The following is a 20,112-nucleotide window of genomic DNA, read 5'->3' on the forward strand; positions in this document are numbered from 1 at the left end:
GACACGGTGTCACTATCGTATATCGCCGCGGCTCAAGCCGAAAGGCAGAAAAGGCATACGGAGAAAAAAGCCGGGCGAACGCGTCGCCCGGCAAAACCGCAGATAAAACCTGCCAAAATAAACCTGTCCCTTTTTGGTAGGTTTAGGGGCGGACCTGGCCGGTGCCGCGGAGCTTGTATTTGTAGGTGGTGAGGGCCTCGGCGGCAAAGGGGCCGCGGGCGTGGAGCTTTTGGGTCGAGATGCCGATCTCGGCGCCCAGGCCAAACTCGCCGCCGTCGGTAAAGCGCGTGCTGGCGTTGGCATACACGGCCGAGGCATCGATCTCATCCAAAAAGCGCTCGCAGGCGTCCGCGTCCTCGGCGATGATGGCCTCGGAATGCATAGTGCCATAGCGGTTGATGTGCGCGATGGCCTCGTCCTCGTTCGCCACGACCTTCACGCTCATCTCGAGCGCCAGGTACTCGCGGCCCCAGTCCTCCTCGGTCGCGGCCACGTAGTCGTCGCCCTCGGCAAGACCGGCGTCGGCGCATGCGGCACACGCGGCCTCGTCGCCGTGAATCAGCACGCCGTGGTCGTGCAGCACGGCCACGACCGCCGGCAAAAACGAATCTGCCACGGCGCGGTCCACAAGCAGCGACTCGGCGGCATTGCACACGCCCACGCGCTGGGTCTTGGCATTAACGATAATGTTGAGCGCTTTATCAAAGTCGGCCGACTCATGCACGTAGATATGGCAGTTTCCCGTGCCCGTCTCGATAACCGGCACAAGCGACTCGCGCACGCAGCGCTGGATCAGGCCCGCACCGCCACGCGGAATAAGCACGTCGACGATGCCGCGAAGCTTCATGAGCTCGCCGGTGGCCTCGCGATCGGCGGACTCGATCATCGAGATAGCCTCGCGCGGGAAACCCTTGGCCTCGAGCGCATCGGCCAGCAGTTCGGCAATCATGGCGCACGAGTGATAGGCCAGCGAACCGCCGCGCAGAATGCAGGCGTTGCCGGTGCGGATGCAGATGCCCGCGGCATCGGCCGTCACGTTGGGGCGCGCCTCATAGACCATGGCGACCAGGCCCAGCGGCACGCTCACGCGGGTGAGGTCCACACCACTTGCAAGTACACGGTGGTCGAGCACGCGGCCGACAGGATCGGGCAGCTCAGCGAGCTTCTCCAGGCCGGCGGCCATGCCCTCGACGCGCTCGGTCGTCAGCAGCAGACGGTCGAGGAGCCCCGCCGAGGTCCCCGCATCGCGCGCAGCGGACATATCGAGCTCGTTGGCGGCGACGATGGAATCGACGCCATCGCGCAGCGCCGCGGCCATGGCGCGCACGGCCTCCTGGCGCTGCTCGTCGCTCGCCGTGGCAAGCGAGGCCGACGCTGCCTTGGCGGCAACGGCAAGATCGTGGACATACGTGGCTATATCGACCGACATGGGCGGCCCTTTCTCTTAGAAGTTTGCCAACCATGGTAGCCGATTTGTGCATGCCCTCGCGCATGGCGGTAGAATTGGTCAACCCGAAACACCGCAACGAACGGAAGTACCGCATGGCCCTCATCACTTCGTACCACGTCCCCGGCCTCTATGTCGAGGACCACAGCATCGACGTCCCCTTGGATTGGCGCGGCCTGGAGCCGATGCTTTTGGCCTTCGGCAGCACCATGCGCCGCGGCGCCATGCCGGCGCCCATCGCCGGCGCACCCGAGAGCATCAAGCTTTTCTACCGCGTGGTTTGCGCTCCCGACCGTATCAACGACGACCTGCCACTCCTCCTCTTTTTGCAGGGCGGCCCCGGCGGTGAGAGCCCGCGTCCGCTGTCGCCCACAAGCGACGGCTGGATCGAGGAGGCCGTCAAGCACTTTCGCGTCGTCCTGCCCGACCAGCGCGGTACCGGGCGCAGCAGCTGTGTAGACGGGCGCACGATTGCCGCACTGGGCGAGCGCGCCGAGGCGGCAGGCTCCGATGCGGCCCGCTCGCAGGCGGACTTCCTCAAGCGCCACCTCGCCAGCTCCATCGTGCGCGACTTTGAGTACCTGCGCCTGGTGGGCTTTGGCGGCAAGCCCTGGGTCACACTCGGCCAGAGCTACGGCGGCTTTTTGACGTTGAGCTATCTGTCGCTCTTCCCCGAGGGCGTGGCGGCGAGCTTTACCTGCGGCGGCATTCCGCACGTACCGGCAAGTGCCGGCGAGGTCTACGCGCACACCTTCCCGCGTATGGCGGCCAAGACTCAGCAGTATTACGACCGGTACCCCGCCGACGTCGAGCGCGTGGCGGCCCTGGCAGATGCCCTCGAGGAGCAAAAGCCCGCGCTGCCCGACGGCTCGCCGATGACGGTCGAGCGCCTGCAGCTCATGGGCAGCGACTTTGGCATGAAGCCGAGCTTTGAGCGCATGCACTGGATTATCGACCACGCGTTTGTTAATGGCGACGGTACGCTGAGCTGCGGCTCCTCGGTATCAGACAGCTTTTTGATGCGCGCCTTCGAGCGCACCAACACGCGCACGAATCCGCTGTACTGGACGCTGCAGGAGTTCATCTACGCCGATGGCGACACGATGCCTATTGGCTGGGCAGCCGCCGAGGAAAAGGCCCATCGTGCCGAGTTCGACACCCTCGCGCGCCCGCTCATGTTTACCGGCGAGGCCATGTTCCCGTGGATGTTTGAGCAGATGCCCGAGCTCAAGCCCTTCAAGCCCGCCATGGACCTGCTGATGGAAGACACCAGCTGGGACAAGATCTACGACCCGCAGCGCCTGGCCTGCAACGAGGTGCCGCTCCAAGCCGCGGTGTATTTCGACGACATGTACGTGGATTCGGGCCTGCAGCTCGACACGCTCAGCCGCGTGGGCAACTCACATGCCTGGGTGACGAACGAGTTCGAGCACGACGGCCTGCACGGCAGCGTGGTGTTCAAGCACCTCTTCGACGAGGCCCTCAACCGCGGAGACCTGCGTCGAATCTTCTAGCAAAGGAGTGTCCCCACCTGCCGGCGCAAAAGGAACGTCCCCAAGTGCCGGCACGAGAAAGACAGCGCTGCGGGAAACGATCCGCAGCGCTGTCTTTCTTTATGCAAAGACGATCAAGTTGTCTCGGTGGATCGCGGGCTTCTCGGCCAAGTCTGCCAGCAAGCGGTTGCCGGCAATCTGGTCCTGGCGGCGTCCGGCTGCAAGCTCCAGCACGTCCGAATCGGCCTCGGCGATACCGCGGGCGACAACCATGCCGCTCGGATCGCACACGTCAAGCACATCGCCCTCGGCAAACGTGCCATCGACCTCGCGAATACCCACCGCAAGCAGGGAAGAACCGCGGCTGACCAGCGCCTTCGCGGCGCCGTCATCGACCGTCACCGAGCCATGCGCCTTGTCGCCCAGTGCAATCCACAGCTTGCGGGGCGCAATGTCCAGGCGCTCCGCCGGCGGATCGAACAGCGTACCCACGCTCTCGCCGCGGGCAAGGCGCACGAGCGCATCGGGCTCCTCGCCCGAGCAAATCACGCTCTGAATGCCCGCCGTCATCAGGATGCGGCTCGCGCGGATCTTGGTAATCATGCCGCCCGTGCCAACCGATGTGGAAGAATCGCCCGCCGAGGCGATGATCTTGGCATCGATCCTATGCACGACCGGGACGAACTCGGCCGTGGGGTCCTCGTGCGGATTGGCGGTATAGAGGCCATCGATGTCCGAGAGCGTCACGCACAGGTCGGCAGAAACCAGGCAGCCCACAAGCGCCGCCAGCGTGTCGTTGTCGCCAAACTTGATCTCGTCGACGGTAACGGTGTCGTTCTCGTTGACGACCGGCACCACGCTCAGTTCCACCAGACGCAGCAGCGCGTCGCGCGCGTGCAGATAGGACGTGCGACGGGCCGTGTCGTGACGCGTGAGCAGCACGAGCGAGGTGAGCAGGTCGCGCGCATGGAACTCCTCGTCGTAGGCCGACGAGATGATGCACTGACCGGCCGAGGCGCAGGCCTGCAGGCTCGGCAGGTCACCGACCGGTTTGCGGTCAAAGCCCAGCACGGGATAGCCACAGGCAATGGCGCCCGAACTCACCACGACCAGACGCCAGCCGAGTTTGCGCAGGGCAGCAGCCTGATCGGCAAGCCCGCCGATAAAGGCGCGGTTGACCTTGCCATCGGCGCCCACCACCGTGGACGAACCGATCTTTACCACCATCGTTTTATAAGAAGTCGTCATACGTCAAACCAATCAACTGTTGAGGGTTCGGGCGAGCTGACGGCCGAGGGAACGTAATTCCACCCTACACCCAAGAAAATTAGCGAGCCCAGGGGAAAGCAGAAGCCGCGGCCATGTTCTTGCGCACGAGGTCGTCGCGCACCTGCGCCAGGCCCTGCTCCATGCCCACCACATAGGTCTGCGGGTACAGGAAGCGCTTGTAGACCGGATCCAGATGGTCCAGCGCCCAAGCGCAACGCTCGCGTGCGGCCTCGATGCTCTCGCGCGGGGCAACAGCACTGCCATCGCGCACGATCGGCGCCAGCAGCTCGCGATACTCAAGCTCGGACACGTCGGTCACTAGAGCGGCATCGTTCACGGCCACGAGGGTATTGCCGCGCGCGGCGCCCTCCCCCGCCAGATGGTCCTCGTCATAGATCATGTCGCAGACCGGGCCGCCAAAGCCGTCGTAATAGCGGCGCACGCGCTGCACGCCTGGAATCGTGCGCTTGTAGGGCTGCTCGGAGAGCTTGACCACCGGAGTCCACGGGTCCGCCTCGCTCGCACGGCGGGCGGAAAGCTTGTACACGCCGCCCAGTGCCGGTTGGTCGTAGCAGGTCGCGAGCTTAGTACCCACGCCAAAGCTGTCGATGGGCGCGCCCTGGTCGAGCAGCGACTGAATCGTGTATTCATCCAGATCGTTGGAAACCGAGATCCCCACATAGGGCAAGCCCTCGGCATCAAAACGGCCGCGGACATACTTGGACAGCTTGGCGAGGTCGCCTGAGTCGATGCGAATGGCCGACAGACGCTCGCCCACCGCCTCCATCTCCTTGGCAACCGTAATGGCATGCTCGCAGCCCTCGCGCACGTCGTAAGTGTCAATGAGCAGCGTGCAGTTCTTGGGGCTCGACTTGGCAAAGGCACGGAAAGCCTCGAGCTCGGAATCGAAGCTCATCACCCAGCTGTGCGCATGCGTGCCAAAGACGGGAATACCGTAGCGGCGACCGGCAAGCACATTGGACGTAGAGGAACAGCCGGCAACGTAGCTCGCGCGCGCGACGGCCAGACCGCCATCGGGACCCTGGGCGCGGCGCAGGCCAAACTCGGCCACGGGACGGCCGTCCGCCGCCAACACCACGCGCGCCGTCTTGGTGGCGACAAGCGTCTGGAAGCCGACGATGTTGAGCAGCGCCGTCTCGAGCAGCTGGCACTCCAGCGCGGGGCCGGTGACGCGCACCATGGGCTCGCGCGGAAAGACGAGCTCGCCCTCGGGGACGGCGTCGATGTTTACATGCGCACGAAAATCGCGCAGGTAGTCGAGGAATTCGGGCTTAAACATCGCGCCGCCGGCCGGGGCCTGGAGCGATGCGAGGTAGTCGATATCCTCGGGCGTAAAGCGAAGGTTCTCGACCAGCTCGGGCAGCTCGGCGGTGCCGCACATAACGGCGTAGGCGCTGCCAAACGGATGGTCACGGTAAAACGCCGTAAAACAGCCCTGCTCATTGGCCTTGCCGCTCTCCCACAGGCCCTGGGCCATAGTGAGCTCGTACAGATCGGTGAGCATTGCGATGTCGGTGGGATGCGAGATGTCGGTCAAAGCCATGGGGCGACCTTTCGGATGCGTTGTGCAGAGGTTGAGGGTTGGACGAGAGCAGAGCATGCGGACATGACGCCCGATGCAAATCGGTTAGAGCAGGCCCATGCTGGTCATGATCGTGTAGCCCATAAAGACGACAAACGCGACCAAGGCGAGCGCGATGATGATCTTTTGAGCCGGAGCCATACCGGGGATCTCGCCCTCGGCCGTGGGCTCCTTGGAAGTGACCATGCGCTGGGCAAACGTCATCTCGTCACGGCTCGGCTTGGAATCGACGGGCTTGGGACGAGCGGCTTTTTTAGGCTGAGGCTTGGGTGCAGCAGGCGCAGGCTTCGCAGCAGCGGGCCTGGGCGCGGGCGCGGGCTTGCGCTCGGATGCGGCGCTCGCAGCGGCCTCCTCGGCCTTCGCATGCTCGGCACGCAGGGCGGCCAGCTCCTCACGCTCGCGACGGGCCTCTTCCTGGGCCTCGCGGCGGGCCTTCTCAGCGCGGAGCTCTTCCAACTCGGCGCGCTCCTCGTCGGACAATGGTTGGGAATCAAGCTCGGCCATGGTGCAGCCCTTTCTTTCAAAAAAAGCCGCCGACACAATGTCAGCGGCTTATCAAATCCAAGGGTGGAGACGAAGGGAGTCGAACCCTCGGCCTCTGCCATGCGACGGCAGCGCTCTCCCAACTGAGCTACGTCCCCAGGACAAGTTGTTATTTTACCTACGGCTCGCCAACTGTCAACGCCCAATACCCAGTCTTTTTGGGACGGGGCTTTTTTGACTACTTTTCGGATGTAGCTCGACCCCCACCGGGAGCAGTCTTTTTGGGACGGGGCTTTTTTAGCTACCCAGGCAGATAGCGAAAACGATTTGGACGATTAACGGCAGGGGCAGCTAAAATAGCCCCGTCCCAAAAAGACTGCTCAAAAGAGCTACTTTGCGCTGGTGAGGACGCCAGTGGTGTCGAACGCTGGGGTAAAGCTCTCGTCTACCGCGCCGCCCTCTTGCCAGAACATCGTCGTAAAGCCCAGGTCGTCGGCATGGTCGAGCACCCGCTCGTACTCCTCGCGCGTCACGGCTCGCGCCAAGTCGCCGCCCCGCTCGCGCATGAGCGCATTGGGCGTGTACTGGTTCATGACCGAGATCGGCACATCACCCACCGTCTGCCACACCAGGTCCAACACGCGACACGAATCGTCCGCATGTCCCGGCAACACCAGGTGACGCACGATCATGCCGCGCTTCATGAGCCCATCCTCGTCCACCAGCTCTCCCCCACGGCGCTCAATCTCGCGCGCCATTTGCGCCAAACCCGACACGGCCACACGCGGGTAGTCCTTAATGTGGGAGAGCGACTGCGCAAGCCCCGCATCGGCATATTTAAAGTCGGTTAGCCACACATCGACCAGATCGCCGAGCGCCGCCACGGCACTCGCGCGCTCATAACCGCTTGTGTTGTAGACGATTGGAACAACCAGTCCGCGCGCCCGTGCCGCGGCAATCGCAGCCGGCAGCAGGTGCGCGTAGTGCGTCGCCGTCACCAAGTTAATATTGTTTGCACCCTGGTCCTGCAGCTCCAACATAATCTCGACCAGGCGCTCGGGCGAAATTTCAATCCCAAAATTGCCCGTCGAGATCTCGTGGTTCTGGCAATAGACGCATTTGAGCGAGCAGCCGCTAAAGAAAATCGTGCCCGAACCGGCCTCGCCCGAGATAGGCGGCTCCTCCCACATATGAAGCGCCGCACGGGCCACCTTGAGCGTGTCGTTAGCACCGCATACGCCGCGCGCACCCTCATCGCGCGCCGCACCGCAACGGCGCGGACACAAATGGCAGGCGGGCGAAAAAAGTTCGGTCAACGACGTCGGCATAAAAACATGCTCCAAAACAACGATTCAGCAGCTCAAACGCAAAAGGACCAACCGCGCAGACGGCTCGAGCCCAAGGCGCCGTAATCGTCCGACACGATTTTTGTAATGTCAAGACTGGAATCGATAAAGTGCAGCTTTATGATGTAGGTATTCCGCCCCCCGCGGAGCAACTGGGTGAACCGTCGCGTTTATTTAGGGAGCCCACACAGTCGTACGTAGTACAGGTATCCTTCGTTGTTAAGGACGCTGGAACGGTCGATGAGGGCACCCACCTGTTTTAGGTGGGTTCATTTTCGTAACGTGGGGGGTGGTTTTCTTTTGCCGTTTTTGCCAAAAATAGCCATCGCAGATCCCGTATGACACCCAACGGCACTCGGCAGAACCCCCGCCACCATCCCAATATCTGGTAAGCGCGTGATTATCGATCGGCGCGATTCCCCGCACCCCCTTTGGTCGAGTATCATGGGTCAGCTATACCCTTTGCGGCATGGCATCCTTTGACCTTTTCCTTCGACGCTTGGCGGTTTTTGATACATGGCTTCATCCACGAGCTACATACCGTTCCTTTGCGTGGCAGCCGCGGCATATATCACGACCTTCCTTACGGTGCCCCTGGTTAAACGTCTGGCAATCAAGCTCGACGCCGTTGACTATCCTTCAAAACGCCGTATCAACACCAAGCCCATCCCGCGCTTGGGAGGTACGGCGGTCTTTTTGGGCCTGGTCGTTGCCTGCATCGTTCAGATTATGGGCACCTGGCATCTGGGCTGGCCGCCCGTCTTGGTCCCGCATCCGCGCCTGCACATTAGCTACCCCATGCTGGCGCTTTCTTTTACCGTCATTTTTGCGACCGGCGCGATCGACGACGTCTTCCAGCTTAAGCCCAAGCAAAAGCTCGCCGGCCAGGTCCTCGCCGCGCTCATCGCCTGCGTGGGTGGCCTAAAAATCGGCGTCATCGTCAACCCGGTTGCCCCCGGCGAGATTATGCTCGGCTGGCTCGCCTATCCCATCACCGTGGTCTACCTGGTGGCGTTCACCAATATCATCAACCTCATCGACGGCCTTGACGGCCTGGCCACAGGCATCTGCGGCATCGCATCGTTCACGATGTTCTCGATGGCCGTTCTCTCGGGCCGCATCGATGCCGCCGCGCTCTCCATCGCGTTGTTTGGCGCCTGCCTGGCCTTCTTGCGCTACAACTTCAACCCCGCGAGTATCTTTCTGGGCGACTCGGGGTCGCTGCTGCTGGGCTTTGCGCTGGGCTCCATTTCGCTGCTTAATGTGAGCCGCACTGCCGCGCTCACCTCGCTTATCATTCCGCTCATCGTTGCCGGTGTGCCCATCATCGACACGTTTAGCGCCATCGTGCGCCGCAAGCGCGCCCACATTAGCATTGGGCAGGCCGACAAAGGCCACATCCACCACCGCCTCATTCAAGAGGGCTATAACCAAAAGCAGGCTGTGCTGCTTATCTATGCCTGGTGTGTCCTGCTTTCGGCCGGTGCGGCCGCCATCAACCAGGTCGAAGTCCCCATGCGCGTGCTCATCTTTACCGTCCTTGGCATTGGCTCGGCAGCCTTCGCCAAGCACCTGCACCTGTTTGAGCCCGTGCTACGCCACCATTACAACAAGCGCACGCACGAAGACGAGCTGATAACCCCCGACGACCCCGCCTTTAAGCAGGAGGAGCAAGCGGCCGAGGAGCGTAAGGGAGAGCGCCACCACAGGTATTAAGGTTTGCTGCAGAAGGTTGTTCTGCTTACCGTCGGCCGCTCGTGACCGCGCCTCGACCGCCACGCATGCCTCGCCTTACCACCCCCTTGCTCACTTTCGCCCGCCCCTCTCAATAAACGCGTTATTATCTTGACCCATGAACATACGTTAGGAGCAATCATGCCAAACGAGAACAGCTACGAAGTCGCGCTGCAAAAGAGCAACGCCATTCGCGAGGGCCTGGCCAAGACGCCCGAGAAGTTCACCATGCTTTCCGGCGACCGCCCCACCGGCCGTCTGCACCTAGGCCACTACTTTGGCACCCTCAAGGGCCGCGTGGAGTTGCAGAATATGGGCGCCAAGACCAACGTGCTCATTGCCGACTACCAGGTCATCACCGACCGCGACACCACCGAGCACATCCAGGACAACGTGTATAACATGGTCATGGACTACCTTGCCTGCGGTATCGACCCCGACAAGACCATGATCTACACGCACTCCGCCGTGCCCGCCGCCAACCAGCTCATGCTGCCGTTCCTGTCGCTGGTCTCCGAGGCCGAGCTGGCGCGCAACCCCACCGTCAAGGCCGAGATGGAGGCCTCGGGCCACGAGCTCACCGGCCTTCTGCTCACCTATCCGGTACACCAGGCCTGCGACATCCTGTTCTGCAAGGGTAACGTTGTGCCCGTCGGTCGCGACCAGCTGCCGCACATCGAGCTCACCCGTACCATCGCCCGCCGCTTTAACAACCGCTACGGCAAGGTGTTCCCCGAGGTCGACGCGCTGCTGTCCGATACGCCGCTGCTGCCCGGCCTGGACGGCCGCAAGATGAGCAAGAGCTACGGCAACGCCATCAATATCTCGATGACCGCCGAGGAGACGGCCAAGCGCATCAAGAAGAGCCAGACCGACTCCGAGCGCATGATTACGTTTGATCCCGAGAACCGCCCCGGCGTGTCCGGCCTGCTTTCGACCGCCGCCATCTGCACCGGCCGCTCCGAGGTCGAGATTGCCGAGGAGATTGGCATGGGCGGCTCCGGCCAGCTCAAGAAGTACGTGACCGAGGCCGTCAACGAGTACTTCGCACCGATCCGCGAGCGTCGCCAGCGCTACGAGAACGACCTGGACTATGTGAAGGACGTCCTGCACGAGGGCAACCGTCGCGCCAACGAGATTGCCGAGCAGACGCTGGCCGAGGTTCGGGACGCCATGGGCATGGTGTACTAGTCGAGAGCAATAAACAACACTCAAACTAAACCGCCGCGATTGGCACAATCCTCGTTGCGGCGGTTTTGTTTTCTTCAGAGGTCGGTCGCCGAGATATTCAGCCGCTTGGCAGAACCCCTAAGTCGCAAGCACCTTGAGGCTATATCCTGTTAAGCAATGACACCCTATTGTTTAACATGCGGCAGCTTTTACGGCAGACCCGACCGACCGGAAGGAGTCCCATGAGCTCAGTTGCGTTTTGTACCTGCAACGACCGGAAATGCCCATTTAACCCTGTCAACCACGAGAAGGGCTGCACACCGTGTATCGCTAAGAATCTGCACGAGCACGAGATTCCAACGTGCCTGTTCAACGCGATTTCTCCCGATCGGCTTGAGGCCGATAAAGACGAGTGGTCGTGGCAAGCGTTCGCGCGGCATGTAGAAGCATATCTGGGAAGCGACAGCCCAAGAATCCCCGCAGGCGAAGAAGCGCCGCAGGGATTTACCAAGATCGGTTGCTGTAAGCGGGACTAACAATCAAAGTTAGTGCCCCCCCTAAAACCAAACGTCAGTACCTCATTATGGGATAACAGACCTGATGGGTTTGCCCCATGCTTACAGGAAAGCGCCCGCCGACCATGGCAGCCGACGGGCGCTTTCCTGAAGTACACCGTTGAATCGCACAGAGGGGAGGAATGCGAATCAAACTCAACAGGGCAGGCTTTTTCATCGCCTATTGCCTGCTCCGTTGTTGAATACAATATAGTTCGCCTTTGTTTACTTTACAGCGTCAAATCGTGCCGCCATACCTTCTCCATAAGTTAGCCACGGTAAACCTAACAAATAGGGACTGATTTATTTTGGCAGGTTTTTTCTGGAGAAACGTCAACGGCGCCGGCGTTCCACCGCAAAGGGGACAGGCACCTTTGTAGTGGTTTTAGCGCGAACGAGTCGCTATAACCCAGCCGGCCAACGACAGGCAGCCAAGTCGACGTGCATGGGATCGGCAAACACCACGCCCTCCCCCAGCAGGAGCTCGCGCTGAGCGTCGGGACCGCCAAAGGCAAAGCCCTCGCAAATGCTGCCATCGGCAAACACCACGCGGTGACAGGGAATCTCGCCGGGGCGCGGATTGCTGTGCAGCGCATAGCCCACATACCGCGCACTTCGTGGACGGCCGGCGAGCAGCGCCACCTGGCCGTACGTGGCAACCATCCCCTCAGGGATCTGCTCGACTACCTCGTACACCCGCTCAAAAAAGCCCTCAGACGCCATCGATGCTCCTTTCCGCCCGCAACAGCATAAATCAAATGATCCCTCGGGGACGGCAGGGTTGCGGATCATCTGCGGCCTCCGTGCGGCCGATGGTCCGCAACCCCGTCATCGCCGAGGGATCACATGGCATGGCAGGTAGCGTTTGCCCAGATAAAACCTGCCAAAATAAACCTGTCCCTTTTTGGCAGGTCGGTTAGTTGGCAGGCTGGAAGAAGGCTACGGCTACGGCACCGGGGCCTACATGGGTGCCGATGGTGGCGCCGATGGTGTGAACGGGCAGCTCGCCCTCGGTGTGGCCAGCCCACAGCGTCGCACTATCCTCGATATACTTCTTGAGCACCGCATCCGAAAGGCCCGTATAGCCGAGCGCCAGCGGCATGGAGAAGTCGACGCCGCCCGCCTTTTCGACCTTTTGGTTCAGCAGGTTGCGACCGTTCTTGGAACCGCGTGCCTTGCCCAGCTGCACGATCAGACCGTCCTCGGCAGCCACCACGGGCTTTACGTTGAGCAGCGTACCCACGGCGCCGGCCGCAGCAGACAGGCGACCGCCGCGTACCAGGTACTCCAGCGTCTCGAGCAGGCCGATAACCACCACGCGGTCGCGCACGGCCTCAACCGCCGCCGCGATCTGGGCCGCGCTACGGCCCTCGTCCACCAAGCGCAGGGCATACTCGACCAGCACGCGCTCGCCCAGGGTGACGTTGTTGCTGTCTACCACGAACACATCGCCGCCCGGTGCCTCGGCAAGTGCGGTACGGGCACTCTGATTTGTGCCGGAAAGCTTAGCGCCCACGGTAATAATCACGGCCTCATCGCCGGCTTCACGAACCTCGGCGATAGCCTGCGAAAACGCGTACGGGTTGACCTGACCGGTCTTGGGCAGCTCATCGCGCTCCACGAGCATCTCGTAAAAGCGCTGGTGATCGATATCGACGCCATCCATGTACACATCGGTACCAAAGGTGACGGACAGTGGCAAAACAGCCAGTGCCGGGTGCTCCGCCGGCGACATATCGCTTGCGGAATCGGTAATAATGCGGACGGACATAGCGAATCCTTTCTTGCGCAGGTCCCGCGCAGGGAATTTTGACAGCAATGCCCCGGCACGGTATACGCGCTCAAACGGGACGATGCAGTTGTTAGTGGGAAGCAAATGCCTAGGCGGCCCTACAGCTCGCGCAGGGTGTCGAGAATCGTACGCAGCGACGCGTACATCTGCTCGCGCTGCTCCACGCCCATGGCCTTGCCGGTGGCGTCGAGCACCTCGCGAATAATACGATCGGCCTCATTCATGCTCTCGCCGCCCAACGTGGTCAGGCGAACCGGGGCGCGATACTTAACGGCGGCATCGCCCGAATCGTCGACCTCGACGTAGCCGCCCTCTTCCAGATGCGCCAGCGTGCGCGAGACGGCAGCGCGGGTCACGCCTGCCATGCGGGCGAGGTCGGCACCAGTCAGGCCGTCCTTGCTGCGCTCAAGATAGTACAGGCACATGATATCGGAACCCTTAAGGCCCAGCCTTGCGCCCTCAGATGCCTTAATGCGCTGGATCTCCTTGTAGAGCCCGCTGATCAGTCCGACAAAATCCTCAAAACGTGTCTCGTCGTTCTGCTGCATGGGAGACGACCGCCTTTCGCTTGCATGATGCTAACGGGTAAACATCTTAGCCGCATGCCCGAACCCCCGTACCCAAATATCGCAATTGTTAACCCATCAACATAAAAATCACCACAAAGGGGATAGCACCTTTGTGGTGGTTTGGGGCATCAAAAGGTTCTAGGCGCCGCTACAGCTCCACGCAGGGATTATCGCGGGTCACAAGCGTCTTAACGACAACCGTCGCTCCCAGATAGCGCTCAAGCAGCTCGGCTAAGCGATCGATCGCGGCCTGACAGTCCCCCATTCGCTCGGGCTCAACACACTCAATCGCCAGGAACGCATCGGCAGAATCGTCGGACAGAGCCGTTCGAACGCCGTCGCGCCAGTTCCAGCAGCGGCACACGGCACCCGCATCATCGATGTAGGCGAGCTCGCCGGGCAGCGTCGGGTCATCCGCCTCCTCGCCAAGCGGCAGGAACGCATCGCCACCGTCGGTCACCTTCAAGCGAAGGTCTCCCTCAATCGCGTGCAAATCCTCGCCTCCCACGGGCAGCGCGTAGGTCAGCGACACCGTGTTGTAAATATCCACCGCCGGTGTGATATGACCGACCGGTTTGCCCTTGAGCACGCGCTTGAGCAAGTTCTCGATTGAGCAACGCGCGCCCTTTTTAGTCTTGAACAGGCGATAGGCCTCGCGCCACGCCTTGACCGGCGCGTTCTCGCTGATGGTATCGCTTGTCAGGTGGCGCTCCGCATCGATATTGGCGCGATCGAGCAGCGCCGCAATCGCGTCCACGTCCTCTTGAGGAATCGTAGCCGCGGGCTTCATGCCCTCCACGACCACAACACCGACCGCCGCCTGTGGAAATAGCTCCCAAAATGAATCCTCGGCAACAAAGCCCTTCATACGTGCTCCTTTCGCAATTCGCGCCAACGCGAGCGCCTAAACAAAAAGCGCCCTTACAACGGCCACCTTCAAAGTCCTACGGTGCCGTCACAAGAGCGCTTACGCTGTCCCCATCCGGAGAAGGGGACGATATGTCAGGCGTATTGTAGCCCGAGTCATCCACACGAGCAAAATCACCACAAAGGTGCCTACCTCTCTGTGGTGGATATGGACTCGAGGCGACGCTAGTGGCGGAGTCCCAGCAGGCCGCGGCCGCGATGACGGGCCTCGGCGGACACCTGAGCGTGCGGGCCGGCGGCCTTGACGGACTCGGGCAGGTGCGAGTACTTCTTCTCGAAGTTCTCCTCGAACATCACCGCCAGGTTGTGCGCGGCCTCGTCGTAGCGCGCTGTGCTCTGCCAGTACTGGCGCGGCACCAGGATGCCGTCGGGCACACCGTGGCACGTGGTGGGAATGTCGACATTAAAGATATCGTCGTGCAAGAACTCGCTGTCCTCGATGGTACCGTCGAGGGCGCGTGCGACCAGGGCGCGCGTGTAGGCAAGCTCGATGCGATGGCCCACGCCATAACCGCCGCCAATCCAGCCGGTGTTGAGCAGATAGACGCGGGTGCGACCGTCGGCGATACGCTCGCCGAGCATCTTGGCATAGACCATGGGGTCGAGCGGCATAAACGGCTCTCCGAACAGCGAGGAGAACGTAGGCGTGGGCTCGGTGACGCCGACCTCGGTACCGGGGATCTTTGCGGTGAAGCCCGTCACAAAGTGATACATGGCGGCATCGGCCGTCAGGCGCGAGATAGGCGGCAGCACGCCAAAGGCATCGCAGGTCAAAAATAGCACGACGCTCGGGGTGGTGCCCATGCCCTTGGTCCACGCGTTGGGGATATGCTCGACGGGATAGGCAACGCGCGTGTTGTGCGTGATCGAGACGTCATCGTAGTTGGGCTTGCGGTTCTCGTCGAGCACCACGTTTTCGCAGATCGCGCCAAAGCGAACGGCGTTGAAGATCTCGGGCTCGTGAAACTCGTCCAGGCCCTCGCACTTGGCGTAGCAGCCTCCCTCGATGTTGAAGATGCCCATGTCGGACCAACCGTGCTCGTCGTCGCCGATCAGCAGGCGCGTGGGATTGGCCGAAAGCGTGGTCTTGCCGGTGCCGGAAAGGCCAAAGAACACGGCAGTCTCGTGCGTGACGGGATCCATGCTGGCCGAGCAATGCATGGGCAGCACATCGTCCTCGACGGGCAGCAGGTAATTCATGACGCTAAAGATGGACTTTTTGATCTCACCGGAGTAGCCGGTGCCGGCAACCAGAATCACGCGCTCCTGGAAGTTGATGACCACGGCGGCGCTGGAGTTGAGGCCCTTGATGGCGGGGTCGCACTGGTACCCGGGTGCCGCGAGCACGCAAAAGTCCGGCTCGCCGGTGCGCGCAATTTCGCGAGCGAGCGGACGGGCGAGCATCTGCTTAATGAAGAGCGCCTGGCTCGCGCGCTCGCAGGCAACGAGCAGGCGACGCGTGTGGTTGCGGTCGGCACCGGCCATGCCGCGGGTGACGAACACATCGCGCTCGTTGAGGTAGTCGACGATGCCGGCCTTGATGGCCTCGTAGCTCTCAATCGAAAGCGGGCGGTTGACGGCGCCCCAGGCGATCTTGTCGTGAACATCGGGGCTGTCAACGATAAAGCGGTCGTTGGGAGAACGGCCGGTGCGCTCCCCCGTCTCGATCACCAGCGCGCCGTTGGATGCCATGCGGCCCTCTTCACGGCGGATGGCGTGCTCGACGAGCTCCGCAGCAGGTAGATCGACCAGCAGACGCGGCTGATTCTCGGCGGGATCTTCGACCAGCGTAATACCAAAGTTGGACAGAACTTCTGCAGGGGTAACACCAGGCATGGGGCCTCCTTTAAAAGCGCGTCACGCGGGCGCGGCGCGCACTTTACTCACGTAAAGCCCGTTGTACCCGATATGCAAAAACGTTTTTGTGGCAAGGGCGGCAAGCCCGCCCAACGGTCAAAAATCGCAGGCAAGCGGCCTAGTCATTGGGTAGTCATTGGGGACGTTCTTAAACGACGAGTCGTTGGGGACACTCTTGAACAGGCAACATTCAAGGAGTGTCCCCGGGTGCCAGCACTTAGGGACGTTCCCAAAGCGCCAGCACAAAAGGAGCGTCCCTAAGTCCCGACTATAGCGGCAAGCCTTGGCCGAGCATGGCGATGGCGCTCATAAGGACCAGCATGCCGGCGGCGTAGGGCAGGACCGCGCCCAGGAGCTCGGCATCCTTGCCGCGCACGAGCACGGCGGCCAGGCCGATAGCGAGCGTCTGCGGCGAGATCATCTTGCCGGCGGCGACGCCAAGCGCGTTCAGCGCGACCATCCAGTAGTCGCTCACGCCCAGCGCGGTGGCAGCCTGGCTCTGGATGGGACCAAACAGCATGCCAGAAGACGTGCCCGAACCGGTCACGAACGCACCGACCGCGCCGATCCACGGAGCCAGAATCGGGTACAGGCCACCGGCGACCGCAATGCAAAACGCACTGATCGAAGAGATCATGCCCGCATAGCCCATAACCTTGGCACAGCCCAGAACCGAAAGCATAGTAATGACCGTCGGCATCATCTGCTTGACGGTCGCGGCCAGCACCTTGCCCATCATGCGCGGCGAAGCACCCTGAATGGCGCCGCCGACAAACGCCGCCAGGAAAATCCAGACGCCCGGCGTGTTGATCCACGAAAACGTGAGCGTGCCGGGGTTCTCGCCGCAATACACCTGCACCTGGCTCGCAAACGGTGCGAGCGCAGCATGCACGGCAGGCACCAGGTTAGACGTTCCCAACAGCAGCACAAAGATCAGGATGAAGCACGACCAAGCCGAAAGCGCCGACTTAGCGGTGAGCTGCTCGCCGGCCTCGATATTCATGTGGAAGCGTGCGTCCAGATGCCCCGACTTCTCGGCACGCATGGCAAGCGCAGCTGTCAGCGCGAGCGAAACGATGGAACCGACGACGACGGCAAGCTCGGGACCCACAAACATAGCAACGACAAGAGCCGCACCGGCAAAGGACACGCCGGAGAGCACGGCGATGCCCGCCACGCCGTTCAGGCGCTCGGCAACGCCCGCAACATTACCCTGGTCATCGGCGACACGACCCGCAACCAGCACGATAAACAGCGGCATCATCGCAAAGAAAGGCGCCAACTGCACCATCTGAACGGTCGCCAAATGTAGCGGGTCCAGGCCCACCAGACCGGCAACGGACACCGTGGGAATGCCAATGGAGCCGTAGGGCGTGGGCACGCCGTTGGCCAGCAGACAGATGAGCACGGCGGGCACGGCCTCAAAGCCCAGGCCCGCGAGCATGCCGGCGGGAATAGCAACGGCGGTGCCAAAACCGGCCATGCCCTCCATAAAGCCACCAAAGCACCAGGCCACAAGCAGCGCCAGCAGACGGCGATCGCTGCTGATGGAGGTGATCATGCTGCCGATCACGTCCATGACGCCCGTGCGAACGCACAGGTTATACGTGAACACCGCGGCGATGATTACCAAAACGATGGGCCACAGGGCCATCAAAAAGCCTTCGAGCGAGGCGGTCGCGATCTGCGCTGCCGGCAGGTGCCACCATGCGAAGGCAAGCACGCACGAGAGGACAAACGATCCGATGGCGGCTTTCCAAGCTGGCCATTTAAAGCACAGCAGCATCACGACAAGCCAAATGATCGGCACAAGAGCCAGCAAGAATGCGGCGACGTCCATAGGTAGAAGCTCCTTGGTGCCGCGCGGGCGGCATCGGGGTATCACATAACTTCAACAGGATACCGCACGCTCACCGACAATTTACTGCCGCCCCCCGAAAATATTGAACAATCCGTTCAAAAACATGAGTGACACCGTCGCGTCTATACTAGAACGCAGCAATAGAAAGGACCCCGCCTTGAGCATCTCGCCCCTCGATAGCATCCGCCGCGCCATCGCCCGCCGCAACGGCATCGCCAACCCCGCTGTATCGGGCGGGGCGCACGGACAGGGCGGACGCATCGAGAACGGCCTGTTCCCCGCCTCGCACACCGCCGAGGAGCTCGCGCGCATCCAAGAGCTGAGTCAGCGCAACGCCGGCGGTCCAAATAGCGGCCAAGCCACGCGTCGTCGGCGCGAGCGCGATCGCGAGCCCGGTCCTGTCCGCCGTATGGTCAACGCCTGGTGGAACCGCCTGCTCGGCGCCGTCTACGGCGGCGGTTTCTCCATGCAGGAAGCCGAATACGAGGAGCACGCCACCAGCCGCGACTACCTTTGGAATACCCTCGGCACCGCCGTGTGGGGCATGGCGTTTCCGCTGCTCACTATCGTGTCCACGCAACTCGTGGGGGCCGAAGAAGCCGGCAAGTTCTCCATCGCCTTTGTCACCGGCACGCTCATCATGATCGCGTGCAACTACGGCGTACGCAATTTTCAGGTCTCGGACATCGACGAGAAGACGTCCTTTGCCTCCTACCAGCTCAACCGCTGGCTTTGCGGAGCTCTCGCCCTAGGCTGCGGCCTCATGTACAGCAGCGCCCGCGGCTATGACGCGCAGATGGCGATGATCGGCCTGGGCGTCTACCTCTATAAGGTGATCGACGGCATCGCCGACGTGTACGAGGGCCGCCTGCAGCAGGCCGATAAACTCTACCTGGCCGGCATGAGCCAAACGCTGCGCTCCGCCGGCGTCATCGCGGTCTTTAGCGTGGCGCTGTTCCTTACGCGCAGCATGCCCATCGCGGCCATGGCTATGGGTGTCACAGCGATCGCCTCGCTTGTGCTGGTCACCGCCCCGCTCGCCCTGCTCGAGACCGAAAAATCGCGTCGCGTGAGCATACGCGAAGTCGGCCGCCTTTTTGCGCAGTGCGCCCCGCTCTTTGGCGCGCTCTTTTTGTTTAACCTTATCGAGAGCATGCCCAAATTTGTGATGGAAGGCACGCTGGCCTACAAATATCAGCTGTATTTTAATGCCCTATTCTTTCCGGCGCAGGCCATTTTGCTGAGCATTGGATTTATCTATAAACCGCAGCTCTTGCGTTTGTCGAGCATTTGGGCTAACCCGCGCAAGCGTCGCCGCTTTGACTTAATTATTGTCGCCGTCATGGCGCTGATCGTGGTTATCACTGGCGCATGCGCCGCGTTTATGGCAGGCCCCGGCATTCCCCTTATGAGCTTTATGTACGGCCTCAACTTTGAGCGCTACCACACATTGGCGCTGCTGATGGTCGTCGCCGGCGGTATCACCGCAGCCATCGATTTTATCTACGCCATTATCACGGTGCTGCGCCACGCAGGAGACGTCACCAAGATCTACCTGATCTGCTTTGCCGTGAGCGTGGCGCTCCCGATGATCCTCATCAACCTACTGGGGCTGATGGGTGCCGTCGTGAGCTACCTGGCTATCATGGCCCTACTGCTGGTGCTGTTGATTATCGAGTACGCCCACATTCGCCAGCGCATAGAACGAGCCCGCAACCCGTACGGTGTCTAATTAGCTGCCTCGGCCACCGGAATTTGCGATGGAATTACCCGGGCTGGGGTCTTGTTGCGGACAATATGCATCACGCAAAACTAAGTGAGTAGACTTTTACCGAATCCCCGACCACACCGACAAAGCACAAGTCTGTGACCTGCGGTTTTATTGAGGCAAATATGTTGGGTGCTCGGCATTTCCAAAAAAGTCTACTCACTTAGCCAGCGGGCAACCAAATGATTATGTAATCCACGTCCCAGAAAAATCATTTGATGGGCAGAAGGGCAAAAGTA

16 protein-coding genes and 1 tRNA gene are annotated in these 20,112 nt (G+C 61.5%); 5 read left to right on the forward strand and 12 right to left on the reverse strand.

Annotated features, from left to right (window positions below; translation table 11 throughout):
• Positions 1 to 142 precede the first annotated feature (142 nt).
• Entirely contained in the window at positions 143 to 1,429 is a 1,287-nt protein-coding gene (locus ACQRAQ_RS04975) for a glutamate-5-semialdehyde dehydrogenase (protein WP_427794119.1), read from the reverse strand.
• Between the two features lie 113 nt (positions 1,430 to 1,542).
• Here ACQRAQ_RS04975 and ACQRAQ_RS04980 point away from each other — a divergent pair, with 113 nt between their 5' ends.
• Complete coding sequence (locus ACQRAQ_RS04980) at positions 1,543 to 2,961, forward strand: alpha/beta fold hydrolase (RefSeq protein WP_427794120.1); 1,419 nt, start codon at positions 1,543 to 1,545, stop codon at positions 2,959 to 2,961.
• Positions 2,962 to 3,060: 99 nt separating this feature from the next.
• Here the strand turns inward: ACQRAQ_RS04980 and proB are convergent, their stop codons facing one another.
• The 5 genes from proB to ACQRAQ_RS05005 all read right to left on the reverse strand — a co-directional run bounded on the left by proB (position 3,061) and on the right by ACQRAQ_RS05005 (position 7,623).
• A complete protein-coding gene (gene proB / locus ACQRAQ_RS04985; RefSeq protein WP_427718838.1) occupies positions 3,061 to 4,188 on the reverse strand; it encodes a glutamate 5-kinase in 1,128 nt (375 codons plus the stop codon).
• A gap of 79 nt (positions 4,189 to 4,267) precedes the next feature.
• Positions 4,268 to 5,773, reverse strand: coding sequence for a nicotinate phosphoribosyltransferase (locus ACQRAQ_RS04990; protein ID WP_427718840.1), 1,506 nt, complete (start codon positions 5,771 to 5,773; stop codon positions 4,268 to 4,270).
• An 84-nt stretch (positions 5,774 to 5,857) separates the two neighbouring features.
• Positions 5,858 to 6,316, reverse strand: coding sequence for a hypothetical protein (locus tag ACQRAQ_RS04995; RefSeq protein WP_427718842.1), 459 nt, complete (start codon positions 6,314 to 6,316; stop codon positions 5,858 to 5,860).
• 64 nt (positions 6,317 to 6,380) lie between these two features.
• Positions 6,381 to 6,453 (reverse strand) — tRNA-Ala (locus ACQRAQ_RS05000).
• 231 nt (positions 6,454 to 6,684) lie between these two features.
• Positions 6,685 to 7,623, reverse strand: coding sequence for a radical SAM protein (locus ACQRAQ_RS05005; RefSeq protein WP_427794121.1), 939 nt, complete (start codon positions 7,621 to 7,623; stop codon positions 6,685 to 6,687).
• 534 nt (positions 7,624 to 8,157) lie between these two features.
• Here ACQRAQ_RS05005 and ACQRAQ_RS05010 point away from each other — a divergent pair.
• The 3 genes from ACQRAQ_RS05010 (at position 8,158) to ACQRAQ_RS05020 (ending at position 11,081) form a co-directional block, all read left to right on the forward strand.
• A complete protein-coding gene (locus ACQRAQ_RS05010; RefSeq protein ID WP_427719528.1) occupies positions 8,158 to 9,357 on the forward strand; it encodes an MraY family glycosyltransferase in 1,200 nt (399 codons plus the stop codon).
• Between the two features lie 159 nt (positions 9,358 to 9,516).
• Positions 9,517 to 10,566: a tryptophan--tRNA ligase gene (trpS, locus tag ACQRAQ_RS05015; protein ID WP_427794122.1), complete on the forward strand. Its 1,050-nt coding sequence runs from the start codon at positions 9,517 to 9,519 to the stop codon at positions 10,564 to 10,566.
• A gap of 221 nt (positions 10,567 to 10,787) precedes the next feature.
• Entirely contained in the window at positions 10,788 to 11,081 is a 294-nt protein-coding gene (locus ACQRAQ_RS05020) for a DUF6485 family protein (RefSeq protein ID WP_195838532.1), read from the forward strand.
• Between the two features lie 420 nt (positions 11,082 to 11,501).
• Here the strand turns inward: ACQRAQ_RS05020 and ACQRAQ_RS05025 are convergent, their stop codons facing one another.
• From ACQRAQ_RS05025 to ACQRAQ_RS05050, 6 genes are all read right to left on the reverse strand, one after another.
• On the reverse strand, positions 11,502 to 11,822 hold the full coding sequence (locus ACQRAQ_RS05025) for an MGMT family protein (RefSeq protein ID WP_427794123.1): 321 nt from the start codon (positions 11,820 to 11,822) through the stop codon (positions 11,502 to 11,504).
• Positions 11,823 to 12,015: 193 nt separating this feature from the next.
• Entirely contained in the window at positions 12,016 to 12,870 is an 855-nt protein-coding gene (locus tag ACQRAQ_RS05030; protein ID WP_427794124.1) for a DegV family protein, read from the reverse strand.
• Positions 12,871 to 12,989: 119 nt separating this feature from the next.
• The gene (locus tag ACQRAQ_RS05035; RefSeq protein WP_154515655.1) at positions 12,990 to 13,439 is read right to left on the reverse strand and encodes a MarR family winged helix-turn-helix transcriptional regulator; all 450 of its coding nucleotides are present in this window, start codon (positions 13,437 to 13,439) and stop codon (positions 12,990 to 12,992) included.
• A 169-nt stretch (positions 13,440 to 13,608) separates the two neighbouring features.
• Positions 13,609 to 14,328 carry a B3/B4 domain-containing protein gene (locus ACQRAQ_RS05040; RefSeq protein WP_427794125.1) on the reverse strand — a complete coding sequence of 240 codons (720 nt, stop codon included), beginning with the start codon at positions 14,326 to 14,328 and terminating at the stop codon, positions 13,609 to 13,611.
• A gap of 224 nt (positions 14,329 to 14,552) precedes the next feature.
• On the reverse strand, positions 14,553 to 16,223 hold the full coding sequence (pckA, locus tag ACQRAQ_RS05045; protein ID WP_427794126.1) for a phosphoenolpyruvate carboxykinase (ATP): 1,671 nt from the start codon (positions 16,221 to 16,223) through the stop codon (positions 14,553 to 14,555).
• 289 nt (positions 16,224 to 16,512) lie between these two features.
• Complete coding sequence (locus tag ACQRAQ_RS05050) at positions 16,513 to 18,084, reverse strand: L-lactate permease (protein WP_427794127.1); 1,572 nt, start codon at positions 18,082 to 18,084, stop codon at positions 16,513 to 16,515.
• Between the two features lie 178 nt (positions 18,085 to 18,262).
• On the opposite strand from ACQRAQ_RS05050, the gene ACQRAQ_RS05055 reads away from it, so the two are divergent.
• The gene (locus ACQRAQ_RS05055) at positions 18,263 to 19,837 is read left to right on the forward strand and encodes a lipopolysaccharide biosynthesis protein (RefSeq protein ID WP_427794128.1); all 1,575 of its coding nucleotides are present in this window, start codon (positions 18,263 to 18,265) and stop codon (positions 19,835 to 19,837) included.
• Positions 19,838 to 20,112: the final 275 nt, after the last annotated feature.

Origin of the sequence: Collinsella sp. SGI.178 (assembly GCF_050313495.1) — a bacterium.
GTDB lineage: Bacteria > Actinomycetota > Coriobacteriia > Coriobacteriales > Coriobacteriaceae > Collinsella.